Below are 18,454 nucleotides of genomic sequence, written 5' to 3'. Positions count from 1 at the left end.
GGCAGGGGCTGTGTGAGCCGCGGTTCGGGTGGGGAGGGCAACGCGAGCCGTTTGAGCATCAGGGCGTTGACCGCCACGATGACGCTCGACCCGGACATCGACAGGGCGGCGATCTCCGGGCGCAGCACCAATCCCAGGGAGGGTTCGAAGACCCCGGCCGCGATCGGCAACGCGATGACGTTGTAGCCGACGGCCCAGCCGAGGTTCTGCCGCATCTTGCGCAGCGTGCCGCGCCCGATCCGCAGGGCGATCGGCACGTCGAGCGGGTCCGAGCGCATCAGCACCAGATCGGCGGTCTCGATCGCGACGTCGGTGCCGGCACCGATCGCGATGCCCAGGTCCGCCTGGGCCAGGGCGGGGGCGTCGTTGACGCCGTCGCCGACCATCGCGACCGTCTCGCCCGCGCGCTGCAGTTCGGCGATCTTGGCGGCCTTGTCCCCGGGCAGGACCTCGGCGATCACGGTGTCGATGCCCAGTTGCCCGGCGATGCGCGCGGCGGTGGCCTCGTTGTCGCCGCTGAGCATGACCACCCCGACGCCGAGGTCGTGGAGGGCGGACATGGCGGCGGCAGAGGTGTCCCGGGCGGCGTCGGCCAAGGCGATCACCCCGACCCCGCGGCCGTCGACGGCCACGAGCACCGCGGTCCGCCCGCCCCGGGCCAGCTCGTCCCGCCGGTCCATCAGGGCACCGAAGTCGACCTTTTCGGCGGCCATCAGCTTGCGGTTGCCGACCGCGACCCGGCGGCCGTACACCTGGGCGGTGGCCCCGTGTCCGGGCACGTTCTCGAACCCGGTCAGCGGCAACTGCGGGATGCCGCGGTCGGTGGCGTAACGGACGATCGCACCGGCCAGCGGGTGCTCGGATTCGCGTTCGACCGAGGCGACGAGCGCGAGGAACTCGTCCTCGATGATGCCGCCGGTGATCACGTCGGTGACCTCAGGTTCGCCCTTGGTCAGGGTGCCGGTCTTGTCCATCACCACGGTGTCGATCCGCGCCGACGTCTCGAGTGCGGTGGCGTTCTTGAACAACACCCCCCGCTGGGCGCCGAGGCCGGTGCCGACCATGACCGCGGTCGGGGTCGCCAACCCCAGGGCGTCGGGGCAGGTGATGACCACGACGGTGATCGCGAACAGCAGCGCCGTCTGCACACTCTCCCCGACCAGCACCCACACCAGGAAGGTGCCGATGCCGCCGATCAGCGCGACCAACACCAGCCAGAACGCGGCCCGATCGGCCAGGCGTTGCCCGGGGGCCTTGGAGTTCTGGGCCTGCTGCACCAGGGCGACGATCTGAGCGAGCACGGTGTCGGAGCCAACCTTGGTGGCCCGCACCCGCAGGGTGCCGGTGGTGTTGATCGACGCACCGATCACCTGCGAGCCGGGCGTTTTGGTCACGGGCAGGCTTTCCCCGGTGACCATGGACTCGTCGACCTCGGAGTGGCCGTCCTCGACCGTGCCGTCGACCGGGATCTTCGCGCCCGGCCGAATGAGCAGCAGATCCCCCGCGGTGACCTCGGCGGTGGGGATCTCGACCGGCTGCCCGCCGCGCAGCACCACCGCCCGCGGCGGAGCGAGCTCGAGCAAGGTGCGGATCGCGTCGTTCGCGCCGCCGCGGGCCCGCATCTCGAACCAGTGCCCGAGCAGCACGAAGGTGGTCAGCATCGTGGCGGCCTCGTAGAACACCTCCCCGCCGCCGGTCAGGGTCACCCCGACGCTGTAGAACCAGCCGGCCCCGACCGCGACGGCCACGAGCACCATCATGTCCAGGGTGCGCGCCCTCAGCGCCCGGTAGGCGCCGTCGAAGAAGATCCACGCCGAGTAGAACACCACCGGCAAGCTCAGCAGCAGCGTGAAGACGTCGTTGCGCAGCCCGAACGGTGCCGGGACCATGAACCCGAACATGTCGCGGCCCATCGGGGACCACAACATGATCGGGACCGACAACACCAGCGCCACCAGGAAACGGTTGCGCATGTCGCGGACCATGGCGTCCATCGACATCCCGGCATGACCGCCGCCGTGGCCCATCAACTCCTGCGGTGACCGCCCCGCCGGCGCCTGCCCGGCGGGAATGTCGTGACCGACCGGCCCCGCCGGCGTCGCAGCTTCCGGGACGGGGTGAGCGTGTCCTGCCTCGCCGCGCACGGCGGCCGGTTCGGACATCGGGTCACAGACGTGATCGGGCACCGAACGCCCGGCGCAGTGATAGCCGCAGTCGCGCACCCACTTCGACAGTTCGACCACCGACGTGAGGCCGGGATCGTAGATGACGGTGGCGGTCTGGTTGACGGCATTCGCCTCCACCGAGGTGACACCCGGTCGGCGGCGCAGGGTGGCCTCGACGGTCGCCGTCGAACTCGCCCAGTGCACCCCGCTGACCTCGAGGACGGTGGTTCTGTTCATTCGCGCTGGCACCTCTTCGTTGTGGCGGCGCCGAGGCCGACGCTCCGCTCGGTATGTCGCCTTCTTCCGGTCCGAATGCGCGGGCACCCATTACCGTCGTCCACGGCGGGAGTCAATGCCGTTGTCCCCCCATCGAAAACATCATCACCGCCATCATCCCGAGGCAGGCCAGCGCGAACACCAGGCTCCCGATTCCCACCGTTCCGCTGGCGATCAGCGCGACGGCGACAATCAGCATCGGAATGCAGCAGGCGATCATCATCCACCGATGACGACTGCCACCGGCTCCCCGTGGTTCCTCACCAACCCCACGGTCTCCGTCGTCGCCGACGTACGGTGCCCGCCCCTCCTCGTTCGTCATGATGTTCCGCCCTTCAACGAAGCCGGGACACGGCCCAGCCTCTGATACAGCGGCTGCTCCCTCGCTTCCGCCGCAACCGGTTTCGCCGTGCTCGCCGCAACCTGCCCGGTCATGTCCGAGAGTGCCCCCACCGGGTATGCCTTGGTTAGTGATTTGATGAAGATTCGATGAAGAGGGCGGGCTGTGAACCCCTTCAGCCTGGCTGACCTTGCTTTTCGCAGCCGACGAGACAAGAACCATTACCAGTACCCCCTATGGGGTATATGGTTCGTGCTCACCGGAGCGTGGTCGACGACTCGAGATCATGTTCTCGATCACCGGGCTCGGTCATGTGGGTCGTCATGTGCTCGCCGGGCGTGATCGTTACCGGATCACTCGCCCAAGCGGGGACGCACGGGGGTGGCAGGGGTGCGGTGGAACAACCACCCCGCCAGCGCACTGAGCGCGAGCAGCCACACCAACGCTCCGAGCAGTGGGCCGACCTCGTCGAACCGTGCGGTCAGCCCGCCGTCGAGCAACACCCGCATCGCCCCGTATCCCGGTAGGCCGTGTGCCCAGGTCGCAGGTTCGGGCCGCAGCATCGGACTCTGGCCGATCCCGATGTCGAGAAAGGGCACCAGAAAGGCGAGGAACACCCCACCCACGCGCCCGAAGATCGGACCCAGGCAGAAACCGAGCAACCCGTAGGTCACGGCCATGAGCAGGTTCCCGCCGCCGTAGACACCCCACTGCCGGGCATCGAACACCGTGGCGGTGATCATCAGCGACGAGACGGTGACCAGCCCCGCGGCGATCGCGATCATCGACACACGGACAGCGAGCAGGAGAGGGAAGGGGAAGCCGGCCAGGGCCAGTCGCCGGTCGCCTGCGCGCGCGTCGAGCCCGACGAACAGCCCCGCCAACGCCGCAAGCGAGGAGATCGCGATCGGGGTCATCGTCCCGGCGTGCACATCCGGCAACCAGAACACTTGCATCACTGTTCTGCCCCTCTCGACCAGGGAGAACACTCCGGACTCCTGCGCCGTCATCGCCTTGGCCAGCACGATGAACACGATCGGGACCACCACCAGCAGCACCCACAGCACCGGGTTGCGGCGGTAGTCCCGCAGACCCATCCGCAGTCCGGCAGAAAACTGACCCCACCCGGATCCAGCTGGGGGGCGGCGCCGCGACCGCCGGGACACACCGACGGTGGCGGTGATGACAGCGGTGCTGACGATCAGCGCCGCGAACATCCACACCAGTGCCCAGCCCAGGTCCCCTATCCGGCCACCGTGCCGGGACGGAATATCCACCATCCACAACGTCACGAAATGCGTCGGGAACCACCGGGTTTCGATGCGATCGGGGGAGCCGACGGCGGGGCCGAAGAAGACGTCCAGAATCCAGACGAACAAGATGAGGACGGTGCCGTTGACCGGGTTGCGCACCACCGCCCCCACCAGTGCGCCGATCGCCAGATAGATCACCGCGAACATCAGCGTGCCGGCGATCGCCCGGCCGAGGTCGCCGATGCCGGTGCGCGCGGCCAAGGCGAGCAGCGCCGCCGCCGCGACCAACGCTCCCAGGACCAGGCCGGTCCCGAGCCGGGCTGCGACCAACCGCATCGGCGCAAGGCCCGCCGACACCAGTCGCCGATCGGCCGCGCGGGCGGCGCTGATCTGGAAGAACATGGCGATACCGGCGAGGAATCCCGCCGCCCAGCCGGCGGTCGCGGTTTCCACCGCGGGCCCGCCCGCGCCGCCGAGCAGTTTCGCGGCATCGGCCATCGACCCGGCCGCAACGATCACGAACACCACCGGGACCAGCACCAGCACCAGCATGTTGACCGGGTTGCGGGCGTAGTCGACCAGGAATCGGTGGACGAGTAGCGCGACCTCGCCCGGCGCCCCCGGCGGGTGATTCTCGCCTCTCATCTCGCCGCCGCCATCCCGTTGCGCAGGTCGACGATGCGGTCGAATCGGTGCTCGTCGGTGACGAAGTGGCTGATGATCAGCACCGAGTGGCCGGTTTCCCGGCGCTGTGCCACCAGTTCCCAGAACCGCAGGTAGGTGTCCCAGTCGAATCCGGAGTACGGCTCGTCGAGCAGTAGCACCTCTGGGTCGGCGAGCATCGCCAACCCGAGGTTGAGTTTCGCGAGGGTACCGCCGGACAGCCGGTCGGCGCGGGTGTCCGCGTAGCGCTCGAAGCCGAGCGCCGCATACAGTCCCCGGCGGGACCGCCGCTCCTCGTTCGGGGTCATCCGGTAGGCGCAACCGAACAATTCGAAGTGTTCGTCGCAGGTCAACCTCTCGTAGACCACCGGCTGCTGCGGGCAGTAGCCCAGCCGCCCCGACCGGGTCACGGTGCCGGCGTCCGGCCGGTACTCTCCGACGAGGATCTTCATCAACGTCGACTTCCCCGACCCGTTCTCCCCGGTCAGCCCGACCACCTCGCCCGGCTGCAGCACGAGATCCACGCCCCGCAGTACCGGGGAATCGCGGCGGGCCGGCCACCATCCCTGCCGGAAGCTCTTCTCGATTCCTTCAGCGGTCAGCACCGCGTTCACCGGCGCCGACTCCGCGGACCCCGAACTGTTCATCTCGCTCCTCGGAACACTTGCGGGTGGTCATCTAGACGTCAGCGCCGCTGCGTCCGGCGCGTGCACAGCACCGGCGGCCGGCACCAGAAAGCGGCGGTGAGGGGTGTCGAATCAGACACCGTGACGTCGAGGTAGAGGTGTGCCACCCCTTTCGCACCGCACGACACCCACCCGAACGAGTGCCACCTGATCGGTGCACACTCTCCTCGGGTTGTGACCCGCCGATTCCTCAACTCAATACCGTGCCAGCTCCGGGCGCACTCGACCGGTCCTCTTCTTCAACGAATCTTCACAAAACCCTCACCGATTTGCGGGGGTTCGCCGCCGACACTCGGCAACGAACCGACGCATAACCGGGTCACGCCCGCGGAAGGGCTGCGGCCATGTCGGTCTCGACGATCGGCGTGGCGCTCACTGCGCAGCTTCTGCGGCGACTCGACCTCGACCCCGCGCGGCTGGTCAGCCACTGATATCCGCACCTCGACGGTCACTCACCATAGGGAGGACTTCGCATGGGACTCGGTCGGAAACTGCTGGGCGGCCCCGATGGTCATGCTGACGACGGGAGCGGAGGACTGATTCGGCGGGCGCGACTGTACGAGTTCTTTTCCGCGGTGGGATTCGGTGGTTTCCGCCGCCGGGTCTTCGACGGGCTGGTGGCACTCGCCGGGGCGCAGCCCGGCGACGAGGTGCTCGACATCGGCTGTGGCACCGGCTACTTCTCCCGCCGGGCGGCCCGCGCCGTGTTGCCGGGCGGGCGCGTGGTGGGGATCGACCCGTCGCCGCCGGTCATCGATTACGCCCGGCGCGTCGCACCACCGCACTGCACATTCCGGCTCGCGGGCGCCGAAGCCCTGCCGCTGCACGACGCGTCGATCGATCTGGTGATCTCCAGCCTGGCCGTGCACCATATTCCACCCGAGCTGAGGGCCACCGCGCTGCGGGAGGCGTTCCGGGTGCTCCGGCCGGGTGGTCGGCTGTTCATCGCGGACTTCCGGCCACCGCGCAGCCGCATCGCGAACCGCCTCGTCGGAATGCTCAGCGGGCACGCCATGCAACACAACCCGATCCACGAACTCGCCGGGCTGATCAGCGGCGCCGGATTCGAGATCACCGGAAGCGGCGACCGCCGACCGCTGCTGCACTACGTGCACGCGACCCGGCCCTGATCCCCATTGGTCTGGCCGTCACGGTGGGTGGGTCGACCGGTGGACCTGGCCGCTGACGACGTCACAGCGGGGTGAGCGCGCCGATCCGGGCGTCGATCGCCGCGTGGAAGTGGGGACAGGACGCGATGTCGTCGTGATCGCAGTCGAGCGCGCAATCGATCAGGGCGAGCGAGGCTTGTGCCTGCGCGATCCGCACCGCGAGGGCATCGCGGTGTCGCCCGAGAATGGCTTTGCGCCTCACCGGGTCGTCGGTGTCGAACATCTCCCGGATGTCGTCGAGACCGAAACCGGCCTCCTTCGCGCGCAAGATCATCGCCACCGCGTACACATCCGACTTCTCGTACCGGCGGCGCGACCCGCCTTCTCTCGCCGGGTGCAGCAACCCCACCGTTTCCCAGTGGCGCAGTACGTGGCGAGCCCGAACCGCTCGGAGACCTCACCGATGCTCCACCAGCCGACGTCCTCGCTTGACTTCATGTCAACATGAAGTCGCACGCTGGCTGTCATTTCAACCACCGACACTTCCACCGACACCGACACCGAGGCCCTGGTCGCGCTCCTCGACGTCATCGACAACTACCCTGGTGCCGCGCCGCTGCGGGCACGATCGATCGAACTTTTGGCCGCCCCGCCGGGGGTGACGGTCCTCGATAGGGGCTGCGGCGCCGGCCGCGCCGTCGCCGAGATGGCCGAGCAGGGATTCGATGGTCTCGGGATCGACCTGGACGAGCACATGCTGACCCTCGCCCGCAGCCGGTGGCCGCATTCCCGATTCGAGAAGGCGGATGCAGCCGAGCTTCCGCTCGCCGATCACTCGGTGCGGGCTACCGGGCGGAGAAGGTCTTTCACGACATCCCCGATCCCACTGCGGCGCTTACCGAGGCGCACCGGGTGCTGGCCCCGGGCGGGCGCATTGTTCTGATCGGGCAGGACTGGGACGGGTTTTTCATCGACTCCGATCACCCCGAACTCACCCGCATCATCGTCCACGCCCGTGCCGACACCGTCGCCGCGCCGCGGGCGGCCCGCCGTTACCGCAACCTCCTCCTCGACACCGGCTTCATCGACCCCCAGATCGAAGTCCACACCGGGGTGTTCACCGACCACACGCTGCTGCCGATGCTCACCGGCATCGCCCACGCCGCCTCTGCCGTCGGCGCGATCACCTCCGGGGAAGCCGAGGACTGGATCGGTGACCAGACTCGCCGCGGGCAGGCGGACCGGGGTTTCGTGGCGATTCCGCTGTTTCTCGCGCACGCCGGACGGCCTGAGCTCGCACCCCACCGGCGGTCGGGGTGCGGAGATCGCGGTCAGCGCTGCGGCCGCAGTCCGGCCAGGATGATCGCGACGAGCCGGTGCACGGCGGCGGGTGAGTCGAGTCCTTCGGCCGCGGTGACCGCGTGTAGCACGTACCAGCTCAGCTCATCGGCGGTGGCGTCGTCGCGGACCTCGCCCGTCTCCGCGGCGTCGGTGAGCAGGTCGCGGACGAACTCGTGCAAATGTTGCTGGGCGCGCGCCATCGTCACGTACCCGGTGGTGGCCGCGGCCACGCGGATCGGCGCCGATCCGGACCAGGTGCGCGGGGGCTATCAGGTGATGGCGATGCTCGCCGACGCGGTGCTGCTGCCGTTGGCGCTGGCCTCACTGGTCACCAGGTTGATCTGCTCGCTCGGCACGGCGTGGGGCTTGCTGCGCCACTACTGGGTGCTGTTCAAGCTGCTGCTGAACCTGGCCGCCACCGTGGTGTGGTGCTCTACACCCGCTCGATCGACCACGCCGCGACCGTCGCGGCGCAGCCGCGCTGGTCGCAGGCCGACCGGGATCTGCTGCGGGACCCGACCCACCTCGTGCATGCCACCGCCGTCCTGATTCGTGGTGCTCGCCGCGCTGGTGCTGGCGGTGTACAGCCGCGCGGACTGACCAGATACGGGTACCGGAGATCGCTGAAATCGGGCGGTGCCCAGTATGTCGACGTAAGTCGCGGCCGGTCGGCGGTTACTCTGCGCGGGTTTCGAGCAATGCCTTGAGGTTTCGGAGGTTGGCGGCGAAGTCCCGCCGCAGGCTCGCCGCGACCACCCGGTCACCGAGGGCGAACAGCCCCTTCTGCTCCATCCGCATGTGGCAGCTCACCCGGGTTCCCTCGGCGGTCTCCTCGGTCCGGTACGTCACCTCGAAGCGGCCTGGCCCGGACGCACCGGTGAAGGCGATCTCCGCGTTCGGCTCGTAGCGGGCGTATTCGTTTGATCAGTTCCAGCCTCCGCCCCAGAAACTTGCGGACGACAACATGTTTGGTGCCCACCCGGGTGGTCCGTCGGTGGTCCGACGGACCTGTTCGAGTCCGTTCTGCCAGCGGGGTGCGTTGGTCTGGTCGGCGACGAAGGCGAAGACCTCACCGATGGGGCGGTTGATGACGATGCTGTCCTCGACGTCGATCATCACCGACCACCGTCCCTTTCCACCGCTGCTGTGTGCGACTGCAGGAGGTCTGTCGCCGACTGTCCCCCTGACCGCGCGGGGGACGGGGAAGAGCAGTCAGATCAGTCGAGTCCGACAATGGAGGCTCCGCGTTTGGCCAGCCACTTGACGGGGTCCACGATTTCCCCGTCCGGGTCTTCGATTTCGAAGTGCAGGTGCGGGCCGGTGGAATTGCCGCGGTTGCCGACGGTGGCGATCTGCTGTCCAGCCTTGACCCGCTCTCCCACCTCGACCAGGTTGTCGTTGTTGTGCCCGTAGGTGGTGATGCTGCCGTCGTCGTGCCGGATACGGACCCACAGTCCGAACCCTTGGGCGGGGCCGGCGTCGATGACCTCGCCGTCGGCGACAGCGACGATCGGCGCGCCGAGGGTGTTGGCGATGTCGATGCCTTCGTGTCCACGTCCATCCCCCATGGTGGCGGTGACGGTGCCCGCGCTGGGTGCCACGAATTCTTTGGTCCCGGGGCGATTCCAGGTGCGTGGCTGCTGCGGGGCCGCGGTCGCGGCGTCCTCGCTCTCTTGTTCACCGGCCTCTTTCTCACCGGTCACGTCGTCGGCGGTATCGGTATCGGCGGTGTCGGTGCCGTCGTGAGTATGGGTTCCGTCCACGGCCGCGGTGTCGTCGTCGCCGGTGTCCGCCTCGGGTGAGGGGGCCGGGGTTCCGGCGGAATGGTCGGGGTCCTCGCTTTGCGGATCGGTGGCGCCCCCGGCATCACCGGTTCCGGAACCGGTGCCGGCGGTGGCGCCGTCTTTGTCCTCGTCCGGGTTCGGAGCGGTGGCCTCGGCTGGCTCCGATTCGGGTGACGCCGCAGCCTCGGCCGGCTCGGTCGTGTGGTCGAAGATCCCAGGGCCGGCGGATTCGGAGACGTCGCCGAGTTCGAGTGCGGCGAACAACCTCGGAGCTATGCCGCCGTCGACGGCGGCGAGCTCGTCGGCGCAGGCACCGAGCACATCGGAACCGGCGGACCCGGCAGCGGCAAATCCGCTCAGGCATCCGGCCAGCAGGTGCTGGGCCTCGAAGACGTCGGCGAGCGAGCCGTTGGCCTCGGCGTTTCGCAGGCTGGCGGCCGCGATGTTCGCGACGGTCTGCCAGCGGCTGGGATCGACCACCACCACGTCCGGCTGCGCCGCATCGGCGACCATGGTGACCGCATCGGCCAGCGCCGCGGCGAGCACAGTCGGCGAATCCGCATGATCGGCCCCGTGGGCGGCCGAGGCGGGCGGGGCCGCGATGACCACGAGGGCCACTGCCGTCGAGGCACCCAGCGCGAGGGTGGGCAGTCTTCTCGTGCAGGCGGTCAGCGTCGCTGTGGTGATGCCGCGCATCGCAGGTCCCTTCTGAGCAGTCACGCCGGATATTCGGCGGTGAGGCAAATACTGGACCGGCGCGACAAGTCAAGACGACACGCCGTAACGCTAATACACTTCCTTCACTTCTGTGCCGCTATTCACTTGTTTCTCACGGTTCCCATCGTGTCGGATGGGGAGGACGACGGTGGTGACGAACTCGTCCCGGATCCAGGCGACGAACACCCCCCAAGGTCCGGTGAGCAGGGCGAGCCCGATCGCCAGGGCTACAGCCAGCCGCGGTGAGCAGAGCTGCGCAGACGGCGGCGGGGACTGCTCTCCGGCGAACCGTGCGCCGCTGCGGCGTCGGTGTGGTCATGGCATCGCTGACAGCTCGGTGGATCTGGGCGGGGTCGCCGAAGGTCGCGGGCGTGGGTGATGCGCGGAATCGAGCCACCCGGGCGCAGCAGGAAACTCAGCGGCAGCACCGACGGCGCGGTGAGGGCGCCGCGGATGGCGGCGGCATCGGTGTCACCGAAGGACGGATAGTGCGCCCCCAATTCGGTGAGTAACGCAAGCGCGGCGGTGGAGCTGTCTTCGACATCGATGCCGACCACACGGATCGCGTCCGGGGTGTGTGCGTAGGCCTCGAGGACGGGGATCTCCTCCCGGCAGGGCCCACACCAGGAGGCCCATACATTGATCAAGGTCGGCTCGCCGCCCAGGGCGGCACCGAGATCGACCTCGGTGGTCGATCCGAGGTAGCTGGCGGTGATTCCTCCCAGCGCTCCGATGGCGACGGTCTCGGACACGGCCGCCGCCTTTTGCGGTCGGACACGGCTGTAGCGCTGCTGCGGCGGCGAGTCGGCCCAGTTCGACCTGGTCGCTTCCGCGGCCCGTCGCGGTGGCGACGGGTAGCCCGGCAGCGGGACCCTGCTGAGTATGTCGCGGCCAGAGGGCCACGATCAGCACACGATGACAGCCAGAAACCGGCACAAACCAGGGAATTCCGACCGGTACGGGGTCACCCATGTCGTGGTTCCGCTCCCCTTCGGATGTGTCAGTTCTCGAACCAATATACGTATTACGTACGTAGATAGTAGATAAAGTGCGTTCTGAGACGTTGCCGCAGGTGGACGCTGGACCGAGGGGCGGGATGCGGGCCGGGACGTCGTACGCTGGGACGACGAAGACGGTGGGAGGGCGCGATGCGGGTGCGCGGGTTCGGAGAACTCGAAGCGGTGGTGATGGAACGGCTGTGGGATCGAGAGGGATCGACCACGGTTCGTGAGGTGTTCGACGACATGGCCCGGGGCCGGGAGATCGCGTACACCACCGTGATGTCGACGATGGACAACCTGCACCGCAAGGGATGGCTCGAGCGTGAGCGCAGCGGCAAGGCATTCCGGTACTGGCCCACCCTGACCAGGGAGGAGCACAGTGCCCGGCTGATGCGGGAGGCCTTCCACTCCGGCGGTAGGTCCGATGTGGTCTTGACCCACTTTTTCGAGCAGTTGAGCGAGGAGGAGGCCGCCGGCCTTCGGGTTGCCTTGCAACGGATGGCTACCGACGAGGACGCCGCCCAGTGATGAGCGCGGCGGCGTGTTTCCTGCTGTTCAGCGGGCTCGTTGCCGTTCTCGGCCCCCCGGTGCTGCGGCGTCTCACCCACGATGGTCACGCCCCGCGACTGGGCGCGATCGCCTGGACGGCGGCCATCGGCAGCGTGGTGCTCTCGTGGGCGATGGCCGCACTGCTGGTGGTGGTCGACCTCCTCCGGTCTCGGACTGTGCCCGGCGGGTCGATGCTCGGTGTGTGCCTGGCCCGGCTGCAGGAAACGCTCGGGGTGCCGACACCACGTACGAGATGGCCGGAGTCGCCGCGGCCGCGGCGGCGGTGTCGGCCACCGCGTGGATCAGTTGCCGACTCGCGGTCGGACTGGTGCGGCTGCGGCGGCGAACCCACGGACACGCCCGCCGGGCCCGTCTCATCGGCCGCCGGGTGCGCGGCATCGATGCCGTGGTCATCGACAATCCCGAGCGCGCCGCCTACTGCGCCGCCGGTCGCCCGCACGCCGTGGTGATCACCACCGCCGCCCTCGCTGCCCTCGATGACCGGCAGATCCAGGCCGTCCTCGCCCGCGAACGTGCCCATTCGGCCGGACACCACGCGCCGACACTCGCCGTCCTGCGGGTGCTGGCCACCTCCCTGCCCGGCATCATCCTGTTCACCGCCGGCGCGGTGCAGGTGGCTCGCCTGCTGGAGATGTGCGCGGACGACCGTGCCGCCCGTGCGCACGGCTCGCGAACCCTGCTCTCGGGGCTGCTCGCGTTGAGCGCTCCGGCCCAGGTCCCCGACGGCGCCCTCGGCGCCGGAAACATCGCCCTTCTGGACCGGGCCGGACGACTGGCGTCCCCGCCGCCACGGTCCGCCACGGTCCGCGAAGGTGCGGGTGCGGGTGTTGTCGGCGGCCGTGGCTGCCGTGCTGACCGCCGCCCCGCTCGCGCTGTCCGTGCTCGAGGTGACCGGAACGATGTGGTGCCTGCCGATGGCCTGGTGACCTGCGGGAATCGACACCGCATACCCACGCACCCCCCGGTTATCTGGACCAACGCCCAGGTCACGGCTGCTACAGTCGGGAAATTGTGACGGCCCTTGCGATACGCCCCCCGCGTATGCGGACGGTCATTGCAGTCGCCGCTGCCCTGTATTTACTCGCGCACACGATCGCCCAGTGCGGCATCTTCCTCGCCCACGATCACCGGGGCGACGACGTGCACGCCCACGTCACCCCGTCGACCTCGCTGCCGGCCGAGGAATCGGCTCCCGGGCACCCGCACATCGACGACGGATCGACCCACCTGTCGCATGAGGCGCACACCGTCGTCGCCATGCCCCGATCCGACAATCCGCTCCGCCCGCTGACCGTCGCCGCGGTCGTCGCGATGGCCCTGGCTGTGGTGCTGGTGCTGATGTCGGCGCCGCGCACGCCGCGGGCCCCGCCGGATCTTCCCATTCCCATCCGGCACGGCCGGACCGTCTTGAACGAACTCTGTATCAACAGGTGCTGATCGGCAGCCCGCAGGCCATCTGAGGACTTCTCCTCATGGCCCAGCTCATGCTGCCCATCACTCGCCTACTGCCGTCGTTGCAGTCAGATACAGGGATTTACTCATCATGAACAGTGCTGTTCCCTCCACACTCGTTCCACCGCCCTCCGCCGCCCACCTGCTCACCACCGCCCACCGTTGCCCGCAGCCGAGCACCATGGTCGGCAACACCCCCGTTCTGTGGATCGGGGAACCGTTCGCTGACACCGGCCGGGGCTTCTGGGCCAAACTCGAAGGCTCCAACCCCGGCGGGATGAAGGACCGCCCGGCCCTGCACATGGTCGAGAAAGCCAAGGCGCGCGGCGACCTCGCGCCCGGGGCGATGATCATCGAATCCACCAGCGGAACCCTCGGGTTGGGTCTGGCCCTGGCGGGGATCACCCATCACCATCCCGTCACCCTGGTCACCGACCCCGGCCTGGAGCCGATCGTGCACAACATGCTCGCCGCCTACGGCGCCCACGTCGAGTTGGTCACCACACCGCATCCCACCGGGGGCTGGCAGCAGGCCCGGCGGGAGAAGGTTCGCGAACTCCTGGGCGCCCATCCGGGGTCGTGGTGCCCGGATCAGTACACCAACCCGGACAACGTCGACGCGTACGAGTCACTCGCCCTCGAACTGATCGCCCAGCTCGGCCGCGTCGACACCCTGGTCTGCTCGGTGGGCACCGGCGGACACTCCGCCGGCGTCGCCCGCGTGCTGCGCCGGTTCTGCCCCGACCTGAAACTGGTCGGCGTCGACACCGTCGGATCGACCATCTTCGGGCAACCGGCCAGTACCCGGCTCATGCGTGGGCTGGGCTCGAGCATCTATCCCGACAACATCGACTACCCCGCCTTCGACGAGGTGCACTGGGTGGCCCCGCACGAAGCGGTCTGGTCCTGCCGGACCCTGGCGGCCACGCACCACGCCAGCGGCGGCTGGAGCGTCGGTGCCGTCGCCCTGACGGCGGGCTGGATCGCCCGCACCAGCCCGCCGGAGACCCGGGTCGCGGCCATCTTCCCGGACGGCCCGCAGCGCTACTTCGACACCATCTACAACGACGACTACTGCGCCGAGCACGACCTGCTCGACGCCAACCCGCCCACCGAACCGGCGACCATCGACCACCCGACCGACCACGTCGCCTCGTCCTGGACCCGGTGCGCCACCGTAATCGACCCCACCGAGAGCGCTTCATGAAGAACCTTCTGACCCAGTTCCGCAGCTTCGACCGACCCAGCCAGGTGCTGATGGTCAACCAGTTCTCCATCAACGTCGGCTTCTACATGCTGATGCCGTATCTGGCCGGATACCTGGCCGGCCCCCTGGGGTTGGCGGCGTGGGCGGTCGGGCTGGTGCTGGGCATGCGGAACTTCTCTCAGCAGGGGATGTTCCTCCTCGGCGGCACCCTCGCCGACCGCCTCGGCTACAAACCGCTCATCGTCGCCGGCTGCCTGCTGCGGGTCGCCGGTTTCGTCCTGCTCGCGGCCGTGGAATCACTGCCGGCGATCCTGCTCGCGTCGGTCGCCACCGGGTTCGCCGGTGCACTGTTCAACCCGGCCGTGCGGGCCTATCTGGCCGCCGACGCCGGGCCCAGGCGAGTCGAGGCGTTCGCCACCTTCAACGTCTTCTATCAAGCCGGCATTCTGCTCGGCCCCCTGGTCGGGCTCGCCCTGACCACCCTCGATTTCCGGGTCACCTCGCTGGCGGCGGCCGCGGTCTTCGCTGTGCTGACGATCGTGCAGATCTGGGCGCTGCCCGCGCATCGGGCCGAGACGGCCGCGGCCAAGACCTCGGTGCTCGAGGACTGGCGTGTAGTGGTGGCCAACCGGCCCTTCGTGCTGTTCGGAGTGGCGATGATCGGGTCCTATGTGCTCTCGTTCCAGATCTATCTGGCGCTGCCCCTGCAGGCGGCGGTGGTGGTCGGTGACGACCGCTCCGACACCGCGCTGGTGACCTCGCTGTTCGTGGTGTCGGGGGTGGTGGCGATCGCCGGACAGCTGCGGATCACCTCCTGGTTCTCTCGCCGGTGGGGTTCAGGGCGGTCCCTGGTCGTCGGGATGGCGGTCATGGCGGCGGCGTTCCTGCCGCTGATCGCGGTGCCGAGTTCGGCCGCGCTGGGCGGGTGGACCGCCGCCGGTGCCCTGGTGCTGACCGCGGCGCTGTTGGCGGTCGGTACCGCCGCGGTGTTTCCGTTCGAGATGGACACCGTTGTCGCCCTGTCCGGTGGCAGGCTGGTCGCCACCCACTACGGCTTCTACAACACGGTCGTCGGGACCGGCATTCTGCTCGGCAACCTGGGCACCGGCGCCGTCTTCGGGATCCTGCGCGACGCTGATCTGGGTGCGCTGATCTGGGTGGCGCTGACCGTCGTCGGGGCGGTGTGTGTGGGTGCCCTGTATCTGCTCGACCGGTCCGACCGGCTCTCCCCACCCCCTGCCGAGAAGGCGGTACCCGAGGACGACGAGGTACCGGCCGCCGGCTAGGTCCCGGTCAACGTGCTGGTCAGGTGCCCACCCCACCCCATCTACTATGTAACTACGTAGATTGGGTGGGGTTCTCGGGGCGTACCCACTGGGCCGTGATCGGCGCCCGAAAGAGGAGTTGCGGATGATCGAGCAGTTTCCCGGCGGCGCCCGCCTGTCGCGCCGGAACTTTCTGGCGCTGGCCGGTCTGGGGGCGGCCGCGACGGTGACCGCGTGCAGCAGCGGCGGCACCGCACCGGCGACCACGTACGTCGGCCCCGACTCGACGGCCGTGAAGGCGGCGGAGCAGGTCCGCCGAACCAACATCGGGACCGGGAACACGGTCACGGCGTCGCTGAAAGCCGGCCTTACCCGGATCGATCTGGGCGGTGTCCAGGTCGATACCTGGGCCTACAACGACCGGATTCCCGGCCGGGAAATCCGGCTGCGCCGTGGGGATCTGCTCCGCGCCGAACTGAGCAACGAACTCCCGGCCGAGTCGACCATCCACTGGCACGGCGTCGCGCTGCGCAACGACATGGACGGGGTGCCCGGGCTGACCCAGTCCGCCATCGCCCCCCACAGCCCGTTCACCTACGAATTCCTCGCCCCCGACGCCGGTACCCACTGGCTCCACCCCCATGTCGGGATGCAGTTCGACCGGGGCCTCTACGCCCCGGTCATCGTCGAAGATCCCGCCGAGGGCACCGATTACGACCTCGAGGCCGTCCTGGTCCTCGACGACTGGCTCGACGGGGTGGCCGGCGGCAGCCCGGACCAGCAACTCGATACCCTGCGCCGCAGCGGGATGCCGATGATGAGCGGCATGGAAGGCCACGGCGGCATGTCCGGAATGGACATGGCGGCCCAGACCGACCCGGCGAATCCGCTCGGTGCCGACACCGGCGACGTGCAATACCCCTACTACCTGATCAACGGCACCCTCGGCGCCGACCCGTTCACGGTGCGCGCCCGCCCCGGTCAACGCGTGCGATTGCGAATCATCAATGCCGGGGCGGACACCGCGTTCCGCCTCGCCGTCGGCGGCCATCAGCTGACCGTCACCCACAGCGACGGATACCCGGTGCAGCCGGTCACCGGATCCTCGCTGCTGATCGGCATGGGTGAGCGCTTCGACGCGATGGTCACCCTCGGCGACGGCGTCTTCCCCCTCGTCGCCTCCGCCGAGGGCAAGCAGGGCCAGGGGTTCGCCGTGATCCGCACCGGAGCCGGTGAACGACCCGATCCGGCCATCCGGCCATCCGAGCTCGACGCACCCCCGATCACCGGCCTGGCGCTACGCGCCCGCGAGGATGTCCGGCTCGACCGCCGGGCCCCGGACCGGGTGCACGAGCTGATGCTGGGCATGGACATGTCCGGGTACCGGTGGACGATCAACGGCGCCACCTACGACGAGCACACCCCGCTCGAGATCTCCCAGGGCCAGCGGGTGCGGCTGCGGTTTATCAACCAGACCATGATGTTTCACCCCATGCACCTGCACGGGCACACCTTCCAGGTCGTCGACGGCCAGGGCACCGGCCCCCGCAAGGACACCACGTTGGTGCTGCCGAACCAGACCGTCAAGGTGGACCTCGACGCGAACAACCCAGGCCAGTGGCTGGTGCACTGCCACAACCTGTATCACGGTGAGGCCGGGATGATGACCACCCTGTCCTACACCGAATAACCTCCGCCGCAACGCTCTCCACCCCAGTACCCCGGGGCGGCACGCTTCGATGCGAACGCCCCTGTACTCATCCCGCCGAGCACAGAACGAGACCCCCTATGCCTATCAATCGGATCGCCCGCACCCTGCTGCCCACCGGCATCGCCGCCCTGCTCGTCCTTGCCGGCTGCTCCTCGCAAACCGACGAGCCCACCACACCCGACGCCGCCGTTCCGGCGGTGGAGTTGCGTTCCGAACTGACTCATCTGCACGGACTGCACGTGGGCGCGGACGGCACCGTGCTGGCCGGCACCCACACCGGCATCTTCACCATCGACCCCTCCGGTGCGACGTCCCGCGTGGGCGCCTCCGACGACGACTTCATGGGCCTGACCGGCGTACCGAACACTGACATCGTCTTCGCCTCCGGACACCCCAGCGCTTCCAGTTTCGCCGCGAACCCGCTGGGGCTGCGCAGCAGCACCGACGGCGGCACGAGCTGGATGGACCGCTCCTTGGCGGGACAGGTCGATTTTCATGCCCTCGCCACGGACGGACGCGTCCTCGTGGGCTTCGACGGCACCGACGGGCTGCTCGTCTCCACCGACAGCGGCACCACCTGGGCACCGGGCGCGAGGCTGGTCGCCCCCGCGCTGGCGATCACCAACTCCGGGGTGTGGGCGGTGACACCGGCGGGTCTGGAACACAGCACCACCGGCGCCCGCACGTTCTCGCCCGTGCCGGGCGCCCCCCGCCTGCTGATGATCGCCGGCGCCGGCGATGCCCTGTGGGGAATCGACGAGGACGGGTACGCCTGGCGCAGCAGAGACGGGCAGGACTGGCAGAAACGCTCCCGGGTCGGCACCGTCGACGCGCTGACCGCAGCCGACTACGACACCGCCTACGCCGCCACCCCCCAGGCGCTCTACACCCTGAACTGACGGCCATGCCCACCC

At 69.0% G+C, this 18,454-nt stretch carries 19 protein-coding genes and 2 pseudogenes; 11 read left to right on the top strand and 10 right to left on the bottom strand.

The window, feature by feature from the left end; all coding sequences use genetic code 11:
• Together G9373_RS41860 and G9373_RS47255 are read right to left on the bottom strand one after the other, a co-directional pair.
• Positions 1-2,402, bottom strand: a 2,402-nt coding sequence (locus G9373_RS41860) for a heavy metal translocating P-type ATPase (RefSeq protein ID WP_167120822.1), incomplete at its 3' end; no start/stop codon positions are given.
• A 112-nt stretch (positions 2,403-2,514) separates the two neighbouring features.
• Complete coding sequence (locus tag G9373_RS47255) at positions 2,515-2,664, bottom strand: hypothetical protein (RefSeq protein ID WP_240961052.1); 150 nt, start codon at positions 2,662-2,664, stop codon at positions 2,515-2,517.
• A gap of 6 nt (positions 2,665-2,670) precedes the next feature.
• Between G9373_RS47255 and G9373_RS47250 the strand changes: the two genes are divergently transcribed.
• A complete protein-coding gene (locus tag G9373_RS47250; protein WP_240961051.1) occupies positions 2,671-2,808 on the top strand; it encodes a hypothetical protein in 138 nt (45 codons plus the stop codon).
• 326 nt (positions 2,809-3,134) lie between these two features.
• Here G9373_RS47250 and G9373_RS41850 read toward each other — a convergent pair whose 3' ends face one another.
• Entirely contained in the window at positions 3,135-4,679 is a 1,545-nt protein-coding gene (locus G9373_RS41850; RefSeq protein ID WP_167120818.1) for an ABC transporter permease, read from the bottom strand.
• A complete protein-coding gene (locus G9373_RS41845) occupies positions 4,676-5,344 on the bottom strand; it encodes an ABC transporter ATP-binding protein (RefSeq protein WP_167120816.1) in 669 nt (222 codons plus the stop codon). Before G9373_RS41845 ends, G9373_RS41850 begins: the two co-directional genes overlap by 4 nt.
• 512 nt (positions 5,345-5,856) lie before the next feature.
• Here G9373_RS41845 and G9373_RS41840 point away from each other — a divergent pair.
• Complete coding sequence (locus tag G9373_RS41840; RefSeq protein ID WP_133987582.1) at positions 5,857-6,513, top strand: class I SAM-dependent methyltransferase; 657 nt, start codon at positions 5,857-5,859, stop codon at positions 6,511-6,513.
• 61 nt (positions 6,514-6,574) lie between these two features.
• On the opposite strand, the gene G9373_RS41835 is transcribed toward G9373_RS41840, so the two are convergent.
• On the bottom strand, positions 6,575-6,901 hold the full coding sequence (locus tag G9373_RS41835; protein ID WP_346842916.1) for a MerR family DNA-binding protein: 327 nt from the start codon (positions 6,899-6,901) through the stop codon (positions 6,575-6,577).
• Between the two features lie 297 nt (positions 6,902-7,198).
• Here G9373_RS41835 and G9373_RS47245 point away from each other — a divergent pair, with 297 nt between their 5' ends.
• Positions 7,199-7,435 (top strand): class I SAM-dependent methyltransferase, encoded by a 237-nt coding sequence (locus tag G9373_RS47245; RefSeq protein ID WP_332113153.1) that lies wholly within the window; start codon positions 7,199-7,201, stop codon positions 7,433-7,435.
• Positions 7,436-7,823: 388 nt separating this feature from the next.
• Here G9373_RS47245 and G9373_RS48425 read toward each other — a convergent pair whose 3' ends face one another.
• A complete protein-coding gene (locus G9373_RS48425; protein WP_332113152.1) occupies positions 7,824-8,033 on the bottom strand; it encodes a hypothetical protein in 210 nt (69 codons plus the stop codon).
• A 16-nt stretch (positions 8,034-8,049) separates the two neighbouring features.
• On the opposite strand from G9373_RS48425, the gene G9373_RS48420 reads away from it, so the two are divergent.
• A complete protein-coding gene (locus G9373_RS48420) occupies positions 8,050-8,382 on the top strand; it encodes a hypothetical protein (RefSeq protein ID WP_332113151.1) in 333 nt (110 codons plus the stop codon).
• Positions 8,383-8,508: 126 nt separating this feature from the next.
• On the opposite strand, the pseudogene G9373_RS41820 reads toward G9373_RS48420, so the two are convergent.
• The 4 genes and pseudogenes from G9373_RS41820 to G9373_RS47230 all read right to left on the bottom strand — a co-directional run bounded on the left by G9373_RS41820 (position 8,509) and on the right by G9373_RS47230 (position 11,086).
• A pseudogene (locus G9373_RS41820) lies at positions 8,509-8,949 on the bottom strand (SRPBCC family protein).
• 101 nt (positions 8,950-9,050) lie between these two features.
• Positions 9,051-10,313 carry a peptidoglycan DD-metalloendopeptidase family protein gene (locus G9373_RS41815; protein ID WP_133988066.1) on the bottom strand — a complete coding sequence of 421 codons (1,263 nt, stop codon included), beginning with the start codon at positions 10,311-10,313 and terminating at the stop codon, positions 9,051-9,053.
• 153 nt (positions 10,314-10,466) lie between these two features.
• Positions 10,467-10,565: pseudogene (locus G9373_RS47235) on the bottom strand (cytochrome c biogenesis protein CcdA); the annotation flags it as partial.
• The gene (locus G9373_RS47230) at positions 10,562-11,086 is read right to left on the bottom strand and encodes a TlpA disulfide reductase family protein (RefSeq protein ID WP_346842915.1); all 525 of its coding nucleotides are present in this window, start codon (positions 11,084-11,086) and stop codon (positions 10,562-10,564) included. The pseudogene G9373_RS47235 and the gene G9373_RS47230, both read right to left, overlap by 4 nt.
• Before the next feature lie 396 nt (positions 11,087-11,482).
• On the opposite strand from G9373_RS47230, the gene G9373_RS41805 reads away from it, so the two are divergent.
• The 7 genes from G9373_RS41805 (at position 11,483) to G9373_RS41775 (ending at position 18,439) form a co-directional block, all read left to right on the top strand.
• The gene (locus G9373_RS41805) at positions 11,483-11,863 is read left to right on the top strand and encodes a BlaI/MecI/CopY family transcriptional regulator (protein WP_133987583.1); all 381 of its coding nucleotides are present in this window, start codon (positions 11,483-11,485) and stop codon (positions 11,861-11,863) included.
• A gap of 223 nt (positions 11,864-12,086) precedes the next feature.
• Complete coding sequence (locus G9373_RS41800) at positions 12,087-12,920, top strand: M56 family metallopeptidase (RefSeq protein WP_269591524.1); 834 nt, start codon at positions 12,087-12,089, stop codon at positions 12,918-12,920.
• Positions 12,921-12,946: 26 nt separating this feature from the next.
• Positions 12,947-13,342 (top strand): hypothetical protein, encoded by a 396-nt coding sequence (locus tag G9373_RS41795; protein ID WP_133987584.1) that lies wholly within the window; start codon positions 12,947-12,949, stop codon positions 13,340-13,342.
• A gap of 106 nt (positions 13,343-13,448) precedes the next feature.
• The gene (locus tag G9373_RS41790; protein WP_133987585.1) at positions 13,449-14,564 is read left to right on the top strand and encodes a PLP-dependent cysteine synthase family protein; all 1,116 of its coding nucleotides are present in this window, start codon (positions 13,449-13,451) and stop codon (positions 14,562-14,564) included.
• Positions 14,561-15,850 (top strand): MFS transporter, encoded by a 1,290-nt coding sequence (locus tag G9373_RS41785; protein ID WP_167120813.1) that lies wholly within the window; start codon positions 14,561-14,563, stop codon positions 15,848-15,850. Before G9373_RS41790 ends, G9373_RS41785 begins: the two co-directional genes overlap by 4 nt.
• Positions 15,851-15,974: 124 nt before the next feature.
• Positions 15,975-17,519, top strand: coding sequence for a multicopper oxidase family protein (locus tag G9373_RS41780; RefSeq protein ID WP_133987587.1), 1,545 nt, complete (start codon positions 15,975-15,977; stop codon positions 17,517-17,519).
• A gap of 98 nt (positions 17,520-17,617) precedes the next feature.
• The gene (locus G9373_RS41775; protein ID WP_167120811.1) at positions 17,618-18,439 is read left to right on the top strand and encodes a F510_1955 family glycosylhydrolase; all 822 of its coding nucleotides are present in this window, start codon (positions 17,618-17,620) and stop codon (positions 18,437-18,439) included.
• The last annotated feature ends 15 nt before the right edge of the window (positions 18,440-18,454 follow it).

The organism is Rhodococcus sp. A14 (genome assembly GCF_011603105.1).
Taxonomy (GTDB): Bacteria; Actinomycetota; Actinomycetes; order Mycobacteriales; family Mycobacteriaceae; genus Rhodococcus_F; species Rhodococcus_F opacus.
Note: the sequence above shows the minus strand (reverse complement) of the source record. Positions and strands in the feature narration are given on the sequence as shown.